This is a genomic window from Nitratireductor sp. XY-223, assembly GCF_004959855.1.
Taxonomy (GTDB): Bacteria; Pseudomonadota; Alphaproteobacteria; order Rhizobiales; family Rhizobiaceae; genus Hoeflea_A.
Genome location: NZ_SPNT01000002.1, coordinates 787,421 through 805,181, shown reverse-complemented (window position 1 = coordinate 805,181; position 17,761 = coordinate 787,421). Strand labels below are relative to the sequence as shown.

The following is a 17,761-nucleotide window of genomic DNA, read 5'->3' as shown; positions in this document are numbered from 1 at the left end:
AATGGCCAGGAGCCGTCCAAAAGCCGAGGACCTGCCCTACCGCCCCTGCGTCGGGATCGTCGTCGTCAACGACGCAGGCCTGGTGTGGACCGGACGGCGCATCTACGAGGATAAGGGCGAGTTTTCCGCCTCGGATCACGTCTGGCAGATGCCGCAGGGCGGTATCGACAAGGGCGAAGCGCCTTTCGATGCCGCAAAACGCGAACTTTACGAAGAAACCGGCATCTCCAGCATCTCCCTGCTCGCCGAGGCGCCAGACTGGATCGACTACGACCTGCCGCAGCACCTGATCGGCGTCGCGCTCAAGGGCAAGTATCGCGGCCAGACCCAGCGCTGGTTCGCCTTTCGCTTCGAGGGCGATGAGAGCGAAATCACCATCAACCCGCCGCCCGACGGCCACAAGGCCGAGTTCGACGCCTGGCAGTGGCGCCGGCTCTCCGAGGTCCCCGATCTCATCATTCCCTTCAAGCGCGCGGTCTACGACAAAGTGGCCGCTGCCTTCGCCCACGTCACGGCATGAATGCGATGCGTTTGATCGGCCTGATCGGCGGCATGAGCTGGGAATCGACGGCGCTCTATTACCGCCTGATGAACGAAGAGGTGAAGCGCCGCCTCGGCGGCCTGCGTTCGGCCCGCATCCTCATGCACTCGGTCGATTTTCACGAGATCGAGCAGCGCCAGCATTCGGGCGACTGGGCCGGCACCGCCGAAATTCTGGCCGGTGCGGCAAGCGGGCTGAAATCGGCGGGCGCCGAATTCCTCGTCATCGCCACCAACACGATGCACAAGGTCGCCGACGAGGTCGAGGCCGCTTCCGGGCTGGAGGTCCTGCACATTGCCGATGCGACCGGTGACGCCCTTGCCTCGGACCGGAGAAAACGCGTCGGTCTTCTCGGCACCCGTTTTACCATGGAAGAGGACTTCTATGCCGAGCGCCTGCGTTCCAGGTTCGGCCTCGACGTCGTTGTTCCCGAAAAGCCGTCCCGCGATGCGATCCACCGGGTGATCTACGAGGAACTGTGCCTCGGCGAGGTGAAGGCCGGCGCGCGCGACCTGTTTCGCGCGGTCATTGACGACCTGCGCGGCGGCGGTTGCGATTCCGTCATTCTCGGCTGCACGGAGATAACGATGGCGGTCGACGAGACGAACAGTGCGCTGCCGATCTATGACACCACGGCCCTGCACGCCGTCGCCGCGGTGGACCGGGCGCTGCAATAGAAAACGGGCCTTTCGGCCCGCTCAGGATCCCGGCAATGCTGCGAGGTGCTCAGACCGCGCTTTGCAGTGTCGTCAGGTGGTCCAGGCGCTCTGAGAAACGCGCCTTGTCGGCATCCGTCGTCGCGTCCTGAAGGTCTTCTTTCGTGTCCTGGATGCGCTGCGCCAGCGCCTCGTGATCGATGTCGTCGACATGGACGGCCGATTCGGCCAGAAGCGTGCAGCCCTCGGGCAGGATATCGGCAAAGCCGCCGAAGACGACGTACCGGTTGGAGGCGCCGTCAGCCGCCCGCACCTCGACGATGCCCGGCTTGATGGTGGTCATGACCGGCGCGTGCTGGGCCATCACCGTCATCTCGCCGTCGGCGCCCGGCAGGATAACCTCGTTGACCGCTTCCGAAAGCAGCAGGCGTTCCGGGGACACGAGTTCGAAATTGAAACTGTCGGCCATGGCTTGTCACCCTGTCATCTTTGTCGACGCCGGGCGGCCCTTTCGCGGCCGCCCCGATCCGTCAGGTCATCAGGCGGCTTCGGCAGCCAGTTTCTGTGCCTTCTCGATCGCCTGATCGATACCGCCGACCATGTAGAAGGCGGCTTCCGGCAGGTGGTCGTATTCACCTTCGACAAGACCCTTGAAGCTCTTGATCGTGTCGTCGAGATCGACGAGCTGGCCGGGCGAGCCGGTGAAGACCTCGGCGACGAAGAAGGGCTGCGACAGGAAGCGCTCGATCTTGCGGGCGCGGGCAACCGTCATCTTGTCCTCTTCGGAGAGTTCGTCCATGCCGAGGATGGCGATGATGTCCTGGAGCGATTTGTAGCGCTGCAGGATCGACTGCACCTGGCGGGCGACATCGTAGTGCTCCTGTCCGACGATCATCGGGTCGAGCATGCGCGACGTGGAATCGAGCGGATCCACCGCCGGATAGATGCCCTTTTCCGAAATCGCGCGGTTGAGAACCGTCGTCGCGTCAAGGTGCGCGAACGAGGTCGCCGGCGCCGGGTCGGTCAGGTCGTCCGCCGGGACGTAAACGGCCTGCACGGACGTGATCGAGCCCTTGTTGGTGGTGGTGATGCGCTCCTGCATGGTGCCCATGTCGGTCGCCAGCGTCGGCTGGTAGCCCACCGCCGAAGGAATACGGCCGAGAAGCGCCGACACTTCCGAACCCGCCTGGGTGAAGCGGAAGATGTTGTCGATGAAGAACAGCACGTCCTGGCCTTCGTCGCGGAACTGCTCGGCGATCGTCAGACCCGTCAGCGCGACGCGGGCGCGGGCTCCGGGCGGCTCGTTCATCTGGCCGAAGACGAGCGCGCATTTCGAACCCTCGGTCGAGCCCTTGTGTTCCTGCGGGTCCTTGTTCACGCCCGATTCGATCATTTCCCAGTAGAGGTCGTTGCCCTCGCGCGTACGTTCGCCGACGCCGGCAAAGACGGAGTAGCCGCCATGCGCCTTGGCAACGTTGTTGATCAGCTCCTGGATGAGAACGGTCTTGCCGACGCCTGCGCCGCCGAACAGGCCGATCTTTCCGCCGCGGGCGTAAGGTGCGAGCAGGTCGACAACCTTGATGCCGGTGACGAGGATTTCGGCTTCCGTCGACTGGTCGACATATTCCGGCGCGTCCTGGTGGATGGCGCGGGTCGCCGTGGCCTTGACGGGGCCGGCCTCGTCGATCGGCTCGCCGATGACGTTCATGATGCGGCCGAGCGTCTCGTCGCCGACCGGCACCGAGATCGGGCCGCCCGTATCGGTGACTTCCTGGCCGCGCACAAGGCCCTCTGTGGAGTCCATGGCGATCGTGCGCACGGTGTTTTCACCGAGGTGCTGCGCCACTTCCAGGACCAGGCGGTTGCCGAGGTTGTCGGTCTCCAGGGCATTGAGGATTGGCGGCAGATGGTCCTCGAAGGCGACGTCGACGACGGCGCCGATGATCTGTGTGACCGTGCCTTTGGCGCCTGCCGGCTTTGTTTCCGCTCCAGCGGTCTTTGTTTTGGTAGCTGCCTTAGCCATGTCTTCTAACCCTTCTCCAGAGCCTCTAGAGCGCTTCCGCGCCCGAAATAATTTCAATCAGTTCTTTGGTGATCTGCGCCTGCCGCTGACGGTTGTAGTTGAGCGTCAGCTTGTCGATCATGTCGCCGGCATTGCGCGTCGCGTTGTCCATGGCCGTCATGCGCGCGCCCTGTTCGGACGCGGCGTTTTCCAGCAAAGCGCGGAAAATCTGCACGGCGATGTTGCGCGGGATCAGGTCGTCGAGGATTGCCGATGCATCCGGCTCGTATTCGTAGACCGCATCGGTCCCGTTGCCCTCGGTTTCAGCCTCGCCGGTGCTGGCGGGAATGATCTTCTGCGCCGTCGGCACCTGGGTGATGACCGACTGGAACTCCGAGTAGAACAGGGTGCACACGTCGAAGGCGCCCTCGTCGAACAGGCCGATGACCTGGCGGGCGATCTCGTCGGCATTGGCGAAACCGATGCGCTTGACCTCCCTGAGGTCGACGCGGTCGATGATCAGGTCGCCATATTGCCGCTTGAGGATGTCGTAGCCCTTCTTGCCGACGCACAGGATCTTCACATCCTTGCCTTCTCCAAGAAGGGTGCCGACATGCTCGCGCGCCAGGCGCGAGATCTGCGCGTTGAAGCCGCCGCAAAGGCCGCGTTCCGCCGTGCACACGACGAGAAGATGGGTCTGGTCGGAGCCGGTCCCGGTCATCAGCCGCGGCGTGTCGTCGCCCTCGCTGACCGCATTGGCGATGTTGCCGAGCACGGCGCTCATGCGCTGCGAATAGGGCCGCGCTGCCTCGACCGCCTCCTGGGCGCGCCGCAGCTTCGCCGCGGCGACCATCTGCATCGCCTTGGTGATCTTCTGCGTCGCCTTGACCGAGGCGATCCGGTTTCTCAGATCCTTAAGGGAAGGCATCCGTTATCCGTCCGTTGCTAGGGTTGCGTCCGCAGCCGCTCAGGCGAAGGACTTGGCAAAGGCATCAATGGCAGCGGTGAGCTTGTCCTTGATGTCGTCGCTGATCGCCTTTTCGACGCGGATGGCTTCCAGCACATCCTTGCCGTCGCTGCGCATATGCGCCAGCAGACCCTGCTCGAACTTGCCGACATCGTCGACATCGAGATTGTCGAGATAGCCGTTGACGCCGGCGAAGATGACGGCAACCTGCTCTTCCGTCTTCAGCGGCGAGAACTGCGGCTGCTTGAGCAGTTCCGTCAGCCGCGATCCGCGGTTGAGCAGCCGCTGCGTGGCGGCATCGAGATCCGAGCCGAACTGGGCGAACGCCGCCATCTCGCGATACTGGGCAAGCTCGCCCTTGATCGAGCCGGCGACCTGTTTCATCGCCTTGACCTGGGCGGAGGAGCCGACGCGCGAAACCGAAAGGCCGACATTCACCGCCGGGCGGATGCCCTGGTAGAACAGGTCCGTTTCGAGGAAGATCTGGCCGTCGGTGATCGAGATCACGTTGGTCGGAATAAAGGCCGAAACGTCGTTGCCCTGCGTTTCGATGACCGGCAGGGCCGTCAGCGAGCCGGCGCCGTTGTCCTCGTTGAGCTTGGCGGCGCGCTCCAGCAGGCGCGAGTGCAGGTAGAAGACGTCGCCCGGATAGGCTTCGCGGCCCGGCGGACGGCGCAGCAGCAGCGACATCTGGCGGTAGGCGACGGCCTGTTTCGAAAGGTCGTCATAGCCGATCAGGGCGTGCATGCCGTTGTCGCGGAAATATTCGCCGATGGCGCATCCGGCAAACGGCGCCAGGAACTGCATCGGTGCCGGGTCGGACGCCGTTGCGGCGACAATGATCGAATATTCGAGCGCGCCGCGCTCTTCCAGAACCTTCACGAACTGCGCGACGGTCGAGCGCTTCTGGCCGACTGCAACATAGACGCAATAAAGCTTGTCTTCCTCGGCGCCGGATTCGTGGATCGGCTTCTGGTTGAGGAACGTGTCGAGCAGGATGGCGGTCTTGCCGGTCTGGCGGTCGCCGATGACCAGCTCGCGCTGGCCGCGGCCGATCGGGATCAGCGCGTCGATGGCCTTGAGGCCTGTCGACATCGGCTCGTGCACCGATTTGCGCGGGATGATGCCGGGCGCCTTGACGTCGACGCGGCGGCGTTCCTTGGCCTGGATCGGGCCCTTGCCGTCGATCGGGTTTCCGAGCGCATCGACGACGCGTCCGAGCAGTTCCTTGCCCACCGGCACGTCAACGATGGCGCCGGTCCGCTTGACGGTGTCGCCTTCCTTGATGTCGCGGTCGGAACCGAAGATGACGACGCCGACATTGTCCGATTCAAGGTTCAGCGCCATGCCGCGGATGCCGCCGGGAAACTCGACCATCTCACCGGCCTGCACATTGTCCAGGCCGTAGACGCGGGCGATACCGTCGCCGACCGACAGCACCTGACCGACCTCGGAGACTTCAGCCTCCTTGCCGAAATTTTTGATTTGTTCTTTTAGGATTGCGGAGATTTCCGCGGCACGGATGTCCATCAGCCGACCTCTTTCAGTGCAAGCTTAAGGGTAGAAAGTTTTGAACGAAGCGATGTGTCGATTTGACGCGAGCCGACCTTGACGATCAGCCCGCCCATGATCGACGGGTCGACGTTGACATGCATTGCCACGTCTTTGCCGGTGACGCTCTTGAGCGCCGCCTTCAATTCGTTTTCCTGCTCGGCGCTCAGCGCATGCGCGGAAGTGACTTCCGCCGACACCTCGCCGCGGTGCCTGGCTGCGATAAGCCGGTAGGCGCGGATGATGCCGGGCACGGCGAACAGCCGCCGGTTCTTCGCCACCACGCGCAGGAAATTGCCCACAAGGCCGGTCAGGCCCGCCTTGTCGGCGATGGCGCCGATAGCCTTGAACTGGTCCTCGGCGGAAAACACCGGGCTGACGATCAGACGCTTGAGATCGTCGCTTTCTTCAATCAGGGATTCGAGCCGGGTGAGTTCTTCGGCAACCGCTGCTTCGGAACCGGCCTCGAGCGCCAATTCGAAAAGGGATGACGCGTACCGTTCTGCAACACCGGAAATGAGCGAAGATGTGTCTGCCACGGGCACAAATTTCTCTGAACTGAATTCAGGGATTCGGAACCGGAGGCTTATGTCCCCGCAAACCCTTGAATTTGTTTCGATTTTTCTTCAGCCGCAACACCATTCAAATGTGCGGCGGCCAAAAATTCGTGGTTCGTCTAGCACACGTGTCTTGGACTCGCAACACGCTTTGCCCCCTGCTTTCGGATGAGTCCGGACATTCTTTCGCGCGAAACGAAAAAAATCGGCTTTCAGGAAGCGAACTTGCCGCGAAAACGCAAATCGGAATGTTGGAATTCCAGTCGGTTCGGTAACGCGTTCCGGCTTGCTTACAGCAGTCGGTCGTTGCCCGGAACGGCCTGCGTTGTCACAGATATCCGAACACGAAGCCGAGCGGCAGCAGTGCCAACACGGCCTCGAAGACAAGCGATGCCCAGTTGAACGGCGTTCCGGCCCGGTCGAACAGGATGGAGACAAGCCTGCCGAGCGCCGTGAAGGCCCAGGAAAGGCCGAGTGCCAAGTAGAGCAGCGGCTGTGCCAGCAGCAGGCAGCTCAGGCCGCAACCGAGATAAAAGCCGGCCAGGGTGGCGCGACCCTCGGCGATCGCATCCGGGCGTTCATCCAGCGGCTTCAGGCGCAGGATGCGAAACGACAGTCGCGGCATCAGGAACAGCAGCAGTCCGAAGCCGACGGTGACCGCCGCCACGATGAAAGCCAGCCATTCCCCGGTGCTGCCCGGCCAGTAAAACGCGATCATTGGTGCTCCCCCGTGACGTCACATGAAACTCTGCGGGTCGATATCGATCTGCACGCGCACGGACCCCCGCGGATTCGGTCCGTTCTCGATCATCTTCGCGACAAAGGCCTGGAGGTCCGACTGCCGGCCACCGTGGACAAGCAGCCGGTAGCGATAGCGCCCGCGGATCAGCGCCATCGGCGCCTCCGCTGGCCCCAGCACCTGGATATCGTGCGCCGCGGGCGCGGCGCGCCGCAGGCCGCGCGCATGCGCTTCCGCTTCCGGCCGGTCGGCCGCCGAGACGATCAGCGCCGCCATGCGCCCGAACGGCGGCAGCTTTGCCCGTTCGCGCTCGTCGATCTCGCGCGCGTAGAACGACTCAGCGTCGCCGGAGACAATCGCCTGGATAACCGGATGCTGCGGCTGGTAGGTCTGCAGGAGGCCGCGGCTGCGGCGCCCCGACCGCCCGGCACGCCCGGTCACCTGCGACAGCAGTTGGAATGTGCGTTCCGCGGCGCGCGGGTCGCCATTGGCGAGCCCGAGATCGGCGTCGACGATGCCGACAAGCGTCATCATCGGAAAATTGTGCCCCTTTGCGACGAGCTGCGTGCCGATGACGATATCAACCTCGCCCTTGGCGATGGCTTCCAGTTCCAGCCGCAGGCGGCGCACGCCGCCGGTCATGTCGGAGGAAAGCACGATCGTGCGCGCGCCGGGAAAATGCCGGTCGACCTCCTCGGCGATGCGCTCGACGCCGGGGCCGCAGGCGACGAGATGGTCGAGCGTACCGCATTCCGGGCACGCCTCCGGCGTCGGTTCCGCGTGGCCGCAATGATGGCACTGCAGCTGGCGCCGGAACCGGTGCTCGACCAGCCAGGCCGAACAGTCTGGGCACTGGAAACGGTGGCCGCACACCCGGCACAGCGTCAGCGGGGCGTAGCCGCGCCGGTTGAGGAAAAGCAGCGCCTGTTCGCCGCCTTCGATGGTTTTGCCGACGGCCTCAATCAGTTTCGGAGAGAGGAAACCGCCGCGCGCCGGCGGATCGCGCCGCATGTCGATCAGCTTGAGGTCCGGCAGGGCTGCGCCGCCGAAGCGCTCCGGCAGGTGAATGCGCCGGTATTTGCCGCTGTCGGCATTGACCCGGCTTTCGATGGACGGCGTGGCCGATGCGAGTATGGCGGGAAACCGCCCGATATGGGCGCGCACCACGGCCATGTCCCGGGCGTTGTAGAACACCCGGTCTTCCTGCTTGTAGGCGCTGTCGTGCTCCTCGTCGACGACGATCAGGCCGAGATTGTCGAACGGCAGGAACAGCGCAGAGCGGGCCCCGGCGACAACCCGGATGTCGCCGGTCGCGGCTTGCCGCCACACCCGTTCGCGCATGCGCGGTGGGACATCGGAGTGCCACTCGGCCGGCCGGCAGCCGAAGCGGCGCTCGAACCGGTCGAGGAAGGCCGAGGTCAGCGCGATCTCCGGCAGCAGGATGAGCACCTGCCTTCCGGCAAGGATCGCCTCGGCAACGGCCTCGAAATAGACCTCGGTCTTGCCGGATCCGGTGACGCCGTCGATGAGGAAGACCGGCGCGGCACTGTCCTGCGGCGCGGTCAGAAGATCGGCGGCCTCTCGCTGGTCGGGGCTCAGCTCCGGCAGCCGGAACGCCGGGTCCGGATAGGGCACGACCGGTTGCGGCGGAATCTGGATCGTCTCGAACACATGCTGTTTCAAAAGCCCGTCGACGACGCTTACCGAAACGCCTGCGGCGCGGGCCAGGCCGGTCCGTGTCCAGCCGAATCCGTCCGCGGCAAGCGACAGCACCCGTTCGCGCGCCGACGTCATGCGCTCCGGGCGCCGTTCGGTCAGCCGTACGCCTTCCGTCGGCGCCTCAGGCTCGAAGGCGGCCGGCGCGCGCAGCGCCATGCGGGCCACCAGTCCGGGCGGCGACAAAGTGTAGGCTGCGACCCAGTCGAGAAAGCGGCGCATGTCACCGGCAATCGGCGGGCAGTCGAAGGCAAGCGTTATGGGGCGCAGTTTTTCCGGATCGACATCATCGGTCTTGCCGTCCCAGACGATCCCCGCCACCTGCCGCGGTCCGAGCGGCACCTGCACGACCGATCCCGGCCGCACGGCGACGTCGTCCGGCACGGCATAGGAATAGGCCTGCATCGTCGGCAGCGGCAACAGCACCGGCACGATTGCAACCGGCTGGTCGGTCAGCGGCAGGAGCGGCGAATCTTTCATCTTGAGGGTGACCTTGCCCCGCGTTTCATCTAAAGAAAACCCGCGACCGCCAATTAACCGCTCATGAGAGACGAGACACACAATGAAATTTTTTGTCGATACGGCAGATGTCAGCGAAATCCAGGAATTGAATGCGCTTGGCCTGCTCGATGGCGTGACCACCAACCCGTCGCTGGTCATGAAGGCCGGACGGGACATCATGGACGTGACGAAGGAAATCTGCTCGATCGTTGACGGCCCGGTTTCGGCCGAGGTCACGGCAACCGATTTCGACGGCATGATGACCGAGGCCGCGGTCCTCTCGAAGATCGCCGACAACATCTGCATCAAGGTGCCGCTGACCTTCGACGGGCTGAAGGCCTGCAAGGCGCTGACCACGGCCGGTCAGCAGGTCAATGTGACCCTGTGCTTCTCGGCCAACCAGGCGCTGCTGGCCGCCAAGGCCGGCGCGACCTTCATCTCGCCCTTCATCGGCCGCCTGGACGATACGGCGATCGACGGCATGGAGATCATCGCCGATATCCGAAGGATCTATGACAATTACGAGTTCGAGACCGAGATTCTCGCGGCTTCGATCCGCACCGTGAACCATGTCAAGGAAGCCGCCCTGATCGGCGCCGATGTCGCCACCGTCCCTCCGGCGACGCTGCGCGCGCTCGTCAAACATCCGCTGACCGACAAGGGCCTGGAGGCCTTCCTCGCCGACTGGGCCAAGACCGGCCAGTCGATCGGCTGATCCGCCGATCGAGCATATGCGGGCGGTCACCGGATCGGCCGCCGTGGTGAGGGCGACAGGACATCGCCTTCACTGCCTTGTCCGGTTAAGCCTTCGCCAACAGCTTTTCGCTGATCTCCCAGAGCCGCTCGGCGGATTCGTCGCTGCAGGCGTGCGGATCGACGCCCATATACCGGGCATAGGGGCTATCCGGATCGGTGATCGCGGCAATGTCGCAATCCTCGCAATAAACGCCCGGTTTTCCTTCAAGCTTCGTCGAGGTTGCCGCCCACAGGGTGGTGGATGCGCCCTGCTCCGGGTTCTTGAATCCCTGCTTGGCGGGTTCCGACGGCTCGCCGCTTTCGTCCAGCCAGCCGAGCGCGATCATCTCTTCCTGCGGCAGGTGTCGCTGCAGGGGCGTGAAGATCCCGCCCGGGTGGACCGAGAACGCCAGGCCCCCGCTGTCCGCCAAGCGCCGCGACAACCCGTTGGCAAACAGGGCGTTGGCGGTCTTTGCCTGGCCGTATGCCTGCCATTTGTCATAGTCGGTCCTGTCGTACTGTATGTCGTCCCAGCGCATGTCGGTCAGTTTGTGGGCCGTTGACGAGAGTGCGACAACCCTTGCCCCGGATGTCTTCTTCAGAAGGTCGAGCAAGGCCGTAGTCAGGGCGAAATGGCCCATGTGGTTGACGCCGAACTGGGACTCCCAACCGGGACCGACCCGGGCCTCCGGGCAGGCCATGATGCCGGCATTGTTGATCAGAAGGTCGAGGCGCGGACTGAATTCCAGGATCGAATCCGCGAATTTCCGGATCGATGCGAGATCGGCGAGGTCCATCGGCGCGGTCTTCACATCGCCCTGCATATCGGCGAGGTTCTCCTTTGCCTTGTCGGGCGAGCGAACCGGCACGATGACCGAGGCCCCGTTGCGCGCCAGACAGCGCGCCGCTTCCAGTCCGATCCCGCTGTAGCCGCCGGTCACGATCACGGTCTTTCCGGTCAGATCAATGCCGGAAAGAACCTCGGAACCGGTGCTTTTTGCATGGAAGCCGGAATTCGTCGGAATCTGGTCGGTGGTTGCCATTTTGTGCTCCCGGTCATGTGTTCGCCCTGGCGCCCGGCGGCAAGGGCACGCCGCACGGCACCGGCCAAGGTGTCCGACGGGGTGAAACTGCCACCGAGCTTAGCACGTTATCGCTGAGGGCCGGCGACAATCCGTGGGTCAGCGGATGACATGCACCGCACACTGGGCATGGCGCACCACCCTGGCGGCGGTCGAGCCGAGGAAATAGTCTTCGATGCCCGGCCTGTGCGAGGCGATGATGATGCAGTCGACACCGTGCTCTTCGGCATAATCGACGATGAATCGCCCGGCATGGCCGACCGCGAGATGCGTCGACGCCCCCGGCAGGGCGGCGGCGGACTTGATCAGGGCCTTCTCGGCGTGGTCACGCGATCTGTCGAGGGCATCCTTCGGCAATTGCGTTGCCACGAAGCTCGGGATCGCCTCCATGACGTGCAGCACGGTGAAATTGGCGCCTTCATCCGCGAGCGTGCGGGCTGCGAGAAAGGATGGCTGCGTATCGTGATCTTCGCCGATAAGGACTGGAACAAGGATGTTTTTATACATGGGTGTTATCTCCAACCGGCAGGTGCCATGCACCTGCCGGTCGGCTTGTCGCACATTGTGACGCGCTCCGCATTGACATGGCTCAATCGTCTGCCGACGCGCCCGTCAATTACGGCCCCGGCGATCCGGGACGGACGCCGGCCGACCGGATTGTGCCGGTTCCTAGAGCACCGCCAGTATGACCAGGATCACCATCGCGATGTTGAAGATCCAAGAGGCCACGTAGATGAACGACCGCACGCTCTGCGCCGGCTGTCCGATCTTCTGCAGGTAGACGATCGAGTATGCCAGACGTGCGACGACGGTCGCCCACACCAGGACGGCGACCCAGGTGACCGAGGCCCCCAGGAGCATGGCAAACAGCGTCGGTATGGCGAACTGGGCATAGTTCTCGACCGCGTTCACATGGCATCGGTGCAGCCGATAGATGGCGTCGTCGTAGTTCCTGTCCGGCTCCGATCCCGGCGTGATCGCCGCGCTGGCCTTTCTGGCAGCAACGGCGGGTCCGAGGGCCAGGATGATGATCCCGGTGATCATCAGGCCGATAATGCTGCCGCCATAGGGTATGAGTGCTTCAACCATCTTCTTCCTCCTTTTTGCCGGAAAAACCTTCCAATCCGGCAAGTCCCAAGCAGATTGGCTGATGTCGACGGTACGCCCAGCCGGCTTTTCGGGCAAGTTCGCCCGCCATCCCGGCCGTTCAGTCTTCCTCGTCGTCCATCGCCCCGGTCAGCGTCATGCCCTCGATCCAGGTGGCGCCGTCCTGGCGGATGACGGTTTTCGGGCGCACGCCGCAGCGCTCGCCGAGCGCATCCGCGAGCGCCCCGGAATGGGTGACAACCCAGACCTGGCTGTCCGCCGAGGCACTGGCGATCATGCCGGCAAGCGCCGGCAGCATGTCCGGATGCAGGCTGGCCTCCGGCTCGTTGAGAGCGATGAAGGGCGGCCGGCGATAGGACATCAGCGCCGCCGCCAGTGCGAGGAAGCGGATCTGCCCGTCGGACAGTTCGCGCGGCTGGAAGATGCGTTGCGGAAAATCCGGGAAAACCAGCCCGAAACTGGCATATTCCTCGGGCACCGGAACGGAAAGCGCTGCGCCGGAAAACGCGTCGTAGACGGCGCGGTCGAGATCGATCGTGTCCTGCCGCGTATGGGCGATCGTTGCGAACACCGCGGCGATATTGGCCCCGTCCTCCTCGAGCATCGGCGCGGTGATCGCCAGGCACGGCTGACGCAGGGGAGATCCGGCATCGGAACGGAACCCGTGATAGAACCGCCATTGCCCGATGATGTGCCGCAGGGTGCTGATTTCGGGATAGCGGCCCGCATCGCCGAGCATGAACAGCGCTGTCTCCGAGGTCAGGGCCTGCTCGGGATAGTCCTCCATCCTGCCGGATTCGCCGCGCGCGGAGATATGCGAGCCCTCGCGCCGCATGGTCACCACCGGCCGCCTGCCCGTATCGACAGTCAGCTCCTCTTTCTTGATCTGCGCTTCGTGGGAAAAACCCGCCGACGGCTCGGCCGGCTTGAAGCCGGCTTCGATGCTGTACCGGTAGACGATGCCCGTCTGCTCGTCGACGATCTCCGCCGCAAGGGTGATGCGCGCCTTTTCGTGCTTGCGCGTTCCACCGCTCCAGAAGGCCGAATAGATGCCGCCCTCCTCGGCGATCAGATGGGAAAGACGCCCGTCGGCGGAAGCCTTGATGAGTTGCAGCGCACGGTAGAGATTTGATTTGCCGACGCCATTGGCGCCGACAAAGAGGTTCACGGATCCAAGGTCCATGCGGATCGAACGCAGGGACCGGTAGTTCCCGGCGGACATTGAGCGCAAATACATGCGCCGAAGCTAAGCCGAGTCGGCGCGCCCCACAAGCCGCGCCAACGCGTGCGGACTACGCGGCAGATTCCTGCTGATAGACCAGCTCGTCCTCAAACGCATCAGCCGGCTCGGCCTCGTCCTGCGCGGCGATCCCCGTTGCCGGGGCCTCGCCCAGCTCGAACCGGGCGATCTGGTTCGAAAGACCATCGAGTTCGGCCGCCAGCGCGTGGGTCGACGCGGTGGTCTCCTCGACCATTGCGGCATTCTGCTGGGTGAACTGGTCCATCTGGCTGACCGCCACGTTGATCTGCTGCAGACCGGCGGACTGCTCGCGCGAGGAACTGGCGATGGCGTCGATATGGCGGTCGATATCGACGACCTTGCCGGCGATGGAGTTGAGCACCGCACCGGTCTTGTTGACGAGTTCGACGCTCGACGTGACGTGCCCGTCGCTGGCCTCGATCAGCGTGGTGATCTCCTTGGCCGCGTTCGAGGCGCGCTGCGCCAGCTCGCGCACCTCCTGCGCCACGACCGCGAAACCCTTGCCGGCCTCGCCGGCCCGCGCCGCCTCGACCCCGGCATTGAGCGCCAGGAGGTTGGTCTGGAAGGCGATGTCCTCGATCACCCCGATGATCTGGCCGATCTTCTTGGAGGAGCCCTCCATCTCGTCCATCGCCTTGATGACCTTCTCGACGATCTCCCCGGACTCGTCCGCGTCGACCTTGGCCTCGGACACCATCTTGCGCGCCTCGTCGGCCCGTTCAACGGCGTTCTGGACCGTTGTCGTGATCTCGCCGAGCGCTGCGGCCGTTTCCTCGAGCGAGGCGGCCTGCTGTTCGGTGCGGCGCGACAGATCGTCGGTCGCGTTGCGGATTTCGGCAGAGCCGGCATTGATGTTGCCTGCGCTTGAATTGACCTCCCGCAGCGCCGACTGGAGCTGTTCAATGGCCCGGTTGAAGTCTGTGCGCACCTGATCGAGTTCGCCGGAGAAGGCGGCATCGATGCCGCGGGAGAAGTCCCGGTCGGCAAGGCGACCGAGCCCGGCGGCGATCTGCTCTATGGCGGTGCGCTGTTCCCGCGCCGCCTCTTCCTTTTCGGCATCGCGCTGGGCCCGCTCCTCATCCGTCTGCTGGTGCAGTTCCTCCGCCTTGGCGGATTCGGCGGCCAACGCCTCCTGCGCGGCCTGAGCCTCGCCCGTTGCCGATTCGGCGGCGATCAGCGACCGCTCGACCGACCAGGACATGATCAGGAGCACACCGCTCTGCAGGACGAGGACAACGGCGTGCAGCGCCACCCTTGCGAGATCCGATTCGCCGGGGAAAACGGCCATCGGAAGCACGAAATAGAGGATGAGGTGGTGCAGGGCTGTCGCGCCGGAAAAGGCGACGATTGAGCGCCAGTCGATCCATGCGGCGCTGACCGCCAGCGAGGCGAAGAAATACATGTGCATGTCGATCTGCAGCGGCGATCCGGTGAAGCCGTAGACCAGCAGCGACACAAGAGCGAACTGCGCGATCGAGGTGACGATGCGCGTCGCCGGCCCGGTGCGGTCGAAGTACCAGGTTCCGGTTGCGGCGGCAGCGATCGCGAAACCCCCGCCCAGCAGCACCGGCAGCGACGCCTCGGTCCCGAAAACGGCCCGGGCGACCAGGAGGGCGAAATTGACCCACAGCAGTGCAACCACCCCGATCGACACCTTGGAGCGTAAAGCTTCCAGAGCATTCATGTTGAATTCCTCCTGAGGCACCCGGCCGCCAGCGCGTGGTCGATGACCAAAAGCGCACCGCGCTTCATGAGCCGGGATGCAAATTCCGATTGATTTGAATGGGCGATGGCGATCCAGTCAAAACGGCCGTTTTCGACGATCGTTCCGTCCGCTTCGGCGATGATCCGCAAGACTGGGCTGTCGCTGTGCCATGGCGGCGCCACCACGATGAGGTAGGGGCTGCGCGGCACGGCAAGGGCCATCAGCAGCACAACGGCGGCCAAAGCCGCATTGGCCGCTATCACGAGCCAGCCTTTTTTTGTGACGGACAATCGCACACCAACGCATGAGGCCGGGCGAAATGGCACGGCCTTGCTGAAACGCATCGCTCCGGATGAGCTTGTTCGGCGGCGGCTTCATGCCTCTAGAAACGCGAAGGCGCGGTTTTGCAATCATGTCACCGCACTGCGCCGCAAGCGCCGGGCACCACTTTAGGGCGCAATGCTTTCGGCATGGTAAACGGTTTGTTGAATGAACCGCGCCGGCGTTTTCCGGCGGCGCTCAGCCGCCGTTGACGAATTCCCGGTCCGGATCGTCGGCAAGCTCGTGAACGCAATGATGTTCCAGCGACTTGGTGATCGTGGCGACATCGCCATCCAGCCGCTCCGGCGGGATCAGGTGCCCGATATTGAACTCGAAGGTCTTGCGCTTCTTGTTGAGCACCTCGTGGAACACGGTCATGTCGCGCAGTTCCGTCGAATATTTAGACAGCCAGTAGAAGAGACCCGAGTTGCGGGCCGACATATGCACCGGCAGGACCGGAAGATTGTAGCGCCGCGCCAGGCCGACGGCGGACTGTTTCCACGGCCGTTCGTTGAGCTTGCCATTGGCCCAGTAGGCGATGCGGCCCGACGGGAACAGCACGGTCGCCTTGCCTTCCTCGACCGCCCGGTTGGTCAGCCGCAGCGTCTCGCGCGCCTTCAGGTTGCTCTTGTACTCCTCGCGCCACTCGACCGGAATGAGCATCTCGACATAGCGCGGGTTGACCCTTAGCGCGTCCCGGTTGGCGAAAATCATCATATCCGGCCGCCGGTCCTTCAAAAGATCGAACACGGCAACACCGTCCGCGATACCGGTCGGATGGTTGCAGACCAGCACGAATCCGCCGCTTTCCGGAATGCGGTCCTTGTTGCGGACGTGCAGCTCGAGATTAAGCAAATTGCTCGCATACTCCATCGCATCGTAACCGGGCAGGTTGGCAATGGCGTCGGCGAACGCGATCGCCTGCCGGTAGTGCAGCACCGTGTGCAGCAGCGGCCGCATGATCGGCCACAGCGGGTTCTTGACGATCTTCTGGCCGCGCTCAGCGATCAGCTCATCGACGACATGACCGGGCTGCCCGTAGGACACGAGCGCGATGCGGTCAGCGAGATCGTCGAAATTCATCAGCTGAAAGCGTTTCTGGGCCATATACTATCCCCGCAACGATGTAGAGTCTCTATTGCAGTCAAATGTGTACTCACCATGACAGGAGCCGCCCCGCATCCATTCACCTGCTGAGTTAACAGTAGCATAACCGAGGTGCGCGACAATGCCACTGCTATCAACTGGTGGTCACGTAATGCTTTTGGTTACCACCTTCAAGCGGCGATTGCATGTCCGCGCCGGCACCTTGCCGGCCGTGCACAAAATATGGTTCACGACGGGTCATGAAGGACGAACAATTTTTGATTGCCGCGCGGCCGGATCTGGCCGAGCAACTGCAGGCCTGGGCGGCAAACCTCAGGCAGGAGCGGCGCCTTTCGGCGCACACGCTGGACGCCTATCTGCGTGATGTCCGCCAGTTCCTGACCTTTCTGACCGGACATCTGGCCGGCGCACCGGGGCTCGCGGATATCGGCGATCTCCGGCCCGCTGACATGCGTGCTTTTCTGGCCCATCGCCGCCGCGACGGCGCCGGGGCCCGCACCCTTGGCCGAAGTCTTGCCGGAATCCGCTCTTTCCTGCGGTTTCTGGAAAGGCGCGGCCTCGCCAATGCCGCCGGAATCCAGGCGATGCGGGCACCAAGGCAACCGAAATCCCTGCCGAAGCCGCTGACCGACAATCAGGCGGTCGCGGTGACGAAAAGCGGCGAACAGTTGGCCGAGGAGCCATGGGTCGCTGCCCGCAACGCCGCGGTCCTGTCGCTGCTCTACGGCTGCGGTCTGCGCATATCGGAAGCGCTGGCGCTTAACCCACAGGATTTCAACGGAAATCCGGCATCTTTGTACATTGCCGGCAAGGGCGGCAAGACCCGCATGGTGCCGCTCATTCCCGCCGCCACGGCGGCCGTCCGGCAGTATCAAGACCTCTGCCCATGGGATCTGGAAGCGGGCGAACCCCTGTTTCGCGGCGTGCGCGGGGGCCGGCTTCAGCCGGCGATCATCCAGAAGGAAATGCGCAGGCTGCGCTCGGCGCTCGGCCTTCCCGACACCGCGACGCCGCATGCGCTGCGGCATTCCTTTGCGACCCATCTCCTGGCCGGCGGCGGCGACCTGCGCTCCATCCAGGAACTGCTCGGCCATGCCAGCCTGTCGACCACCCAGATCTATACCGGCGTTGACACGGCGCGCCTGCTCGAAGCCTACCAGAAGTCCCATCCGAGGGTTTGAACGGCTTTCTCCGCGTCCGGCCGCGGAATATA

Annotated in this window: 18 protein-coding genes; 4 read left to right on the top strand and 14 right to left on the bottom strand. The window is 64.0% G+C overall.

Translation table 11 applies throughout. The annotated features are described in order from the left end of the window. The first annotated feature begins 1 nt into the window (after position 1). Both E4M07_RS10405 and E4M07_RS10400 read left to right on the top strand, forming a co-directional pair. A complete protein-coding gene (locus E4M07_RS10405; RefSeq protein ID WP_136658231.1) occupies positions 2-520 on the top strand; it encodes an RNA pyrophosphohydrolase in 519 nt (172 codons plus the stop codon). A 5-nt stretch (positions 521-525) separates the two neighbouring features. Then, entirely contained in the window at positions 526-1,218 is a 693-nt protein-coding gene (locus E4M07_RS10400) for an aspartate/glutamate racemase family protein (RefSeq protein ID WP_136658230.1), read from the top strand. 49 nt (positions 1,219-1,267) lie between these two features. Here E4M07_RS10400 and E4M07_RS10395 read toward each other — a convergent pair whose 3' ends face one another. From E4M07_RS10395 to E4M07_RS10365, 7 genes are all read right to left on the bottom strand, one after another. After that, positions 1,268-1,666 carry a F0F1 ATP synthase subunit epsilon gene (locus E4M07_RS10395; protein WP_136658229.1) on the bottom strand — a complete coding sequence of 133 codons (399 nt, stop codon included), beginning with the start codon at positions 1,664-1,666 and terminating at the stop codon, positions 1,268-1,270. 69 nt (positions 1,667-1,735) lie between these two features. Continuing rightward, entirely contained in the window at positions 1,736-3,220 is a 1,485-nt protein-coding gene (gene atpD / locus E4M07_RS10390; RefSeq protein ID WP_136658228.1) for a F0F1 ATP synthase subunit beta, read from the bottom strand. A gap of 25 nt (positions 3,221-3,245) precedes the next feature. After that, complete coding sequence (locus E4M07_RS10385) at positions 3,246-4,127, bottom strand: F0F1 ATP synthase subunit gamma (RefSeq protein ID WP_136658227.1); 882 nt, start codon at positions 4,125-4,127, stop codon at positions 3,246-3,248. A 39-nt stretch (positions 4,128-4,166) separates the two neighbouring features. Beyond that, positions 4,167-5,696 (bottom strand): F0F1 ATP synthase subunit alpha, encoded by a 1,530-nt coding sequence (gene atpA / locus E4M07_RS10380; protein WP_136658226.1) that lies wholly within the window; start codon positions 5,694-5,696, stop codon positions 4,167-4,169. Then, complete coding sequence (locus tag E4M07_RS10375) at positions 5,696-6,256, bottom strand: F0F1 ATP synthase subunit delta (protein ID WP_281404978.1); 561 nt, start codon at positions 6,254-6,256, stop codon at positions 5,696-5,698. The genes atpA and E4M07_RS10375 overlap by 1 nt, the downstream gene beginning before the upstream one ends. 346 nt (positions 6,257-6,602) lie before the next feature. Then, positions 6,603-6,992 (bottom strand): DUF4345 family protein, encoded by a 390-nt coding sequence (locus E4M07_RS10370; RefSeq protein ID WP_136658224.1) that lies wholly within the window; start codon positions 6,990-6,992, stop codon positions 6,603-6,605. Between the two features lie 18 nt (positions 6,993-7,010). Beyond that, on the bottom strand, positions 7,011-9,209 hold the full coding sequence (locus E4M07_RS10365) for a primosomal protein N' (RefSeq protein ID WP_136658223.1): 2,199 nt from the start codon (positions 9,207-9,209) through the stop codon (positions 7,011-7,013). A gap of 82 nt (positions 9,210-9,291) precedes the next feature. Between E4M07_RS10365 and fsa the strand changes: the two genes are divergently transcribed. Further along, on the top strand, positions 9,292-9,945 hold the full coding sequence (gene fsa / locus E4M07_RS10360) for a fructose-6-phosphate aldolase (RefSeq protein WP_136658222.1): 654 nt from the start codon (positions 9,292-9,294) through the stop codon (positions 9,943-9,945). Positions 9,946-10,030: 85 nt separating this feature from the next. Here the strand turns inward: fsa and E4M07_RS10355 are convergent, their stop codons facing one another. From E4M07_RS10355 to E4M07_RS10325, 7 genes are all read right to left on the bottom strand, one after another. Beyond that, positions 10,031-11,008, bottom strand: coding sequence for an oxidoreductase (locus E4M07_RS10355; RefSeq protein ID WP_136658221.1), 978 nt, complete (start codon positions 11,006-11,008; stop codon positions 10,031-10,033). Positions 11,009-11,146: 138 nt separating this feature from the next. Further along, a complete protein-coding gene (locus E4M07_RS10350) occupies positions 11,147-11,554 on the bottom strand; it encodes a universal stress protein (RefSeq protein WP_136658220.1) in 408 nt (135 codons plus the stop codon). A gap of 162 nt (positions 11,555-11,716) precedes the next feature. Beyond that, positions 11,717-12,136: an MAPEG family protein gene (locus E4M07_RS10345; RefSeq protein WP_136658219.1), complete on the bottom strand. Its 420-nt coding sequence runs from the start codon at positions 12,134-12,136 to the stop codon at positions 11,717-11,719. 118 nt (positions 12,137-12,254) lie between these two features. Beyond that, positions 12,255-13,391 carry an AAA family ATPase gene (locus E4M07_RS10340; protein WP_136658218.1) on the bottom strand — a complete coding sequence of 379 codons (1,137 nt, stop codon included), beginning with the start codon at positions 13,389-13,391 and terminating at the stop codon, positions 12,255-12,257. A 55-nt stretch (positions 13,392-13,446) separates the two neighbouring features. Further along, positions 13,447-15,099 carry a methyl-accepting chemotaxis protein gene (locus E4M07_RS10335; RefSeq protein WP_136658217.1) on the bottom strand — a complete coding sequence of 551 codons (1,653 nt, stop codon included), beginning with the start codon at positions 15,097-15,099 and terminating at the stop codon, positions 13,447-13,449. Next, on the bottom strand, positions 15,096-15,410 hold the full coding sequence (locus E4M07_RS10330; protein ID WP_136658216.1) for a hypothetical protein: 315 nt from the start codon (positions 15,408-15,410) through the stop codon (positions 15,096-15,098). Before E4M07_RS10330 ends, E4M07_RS10335 begins: the two co-directional genes overlap by 4 nt. A gap of 229 nt (positions 15,411-15,639) precedes the next feature. After that, positions 15,640-16,548, bottom strand: coding sequence for a 1-acyl-sn-glycerol-3-phosphate acyltransferase (locus E4M07_RS10325; RefSeq protein WP_246660404.1), 909 nt, complete (start codon positions 16,546-16,548; stop codon positions 15,640-15,642). 239 nt (positions 16,549-16,787) lie between these two features. On the opposite strand from E4M07_RS10325, the gene E4M07_RS10320 reads away from it, so the two are divergent. Then, positions 16,788-17,729 (top strand): tyrosine recombinase XerC, encoded by a 942-nt coding sequence (locus tag E4M07_RS10320; protein WP_136658215.1) that lies wholly within the window; start codon positions 16,788-16,790, stop codon positions 17,727-17,729. The last annotated feature ends 32 nt before the right edge of the window (positions 17,730-17,761 follow it).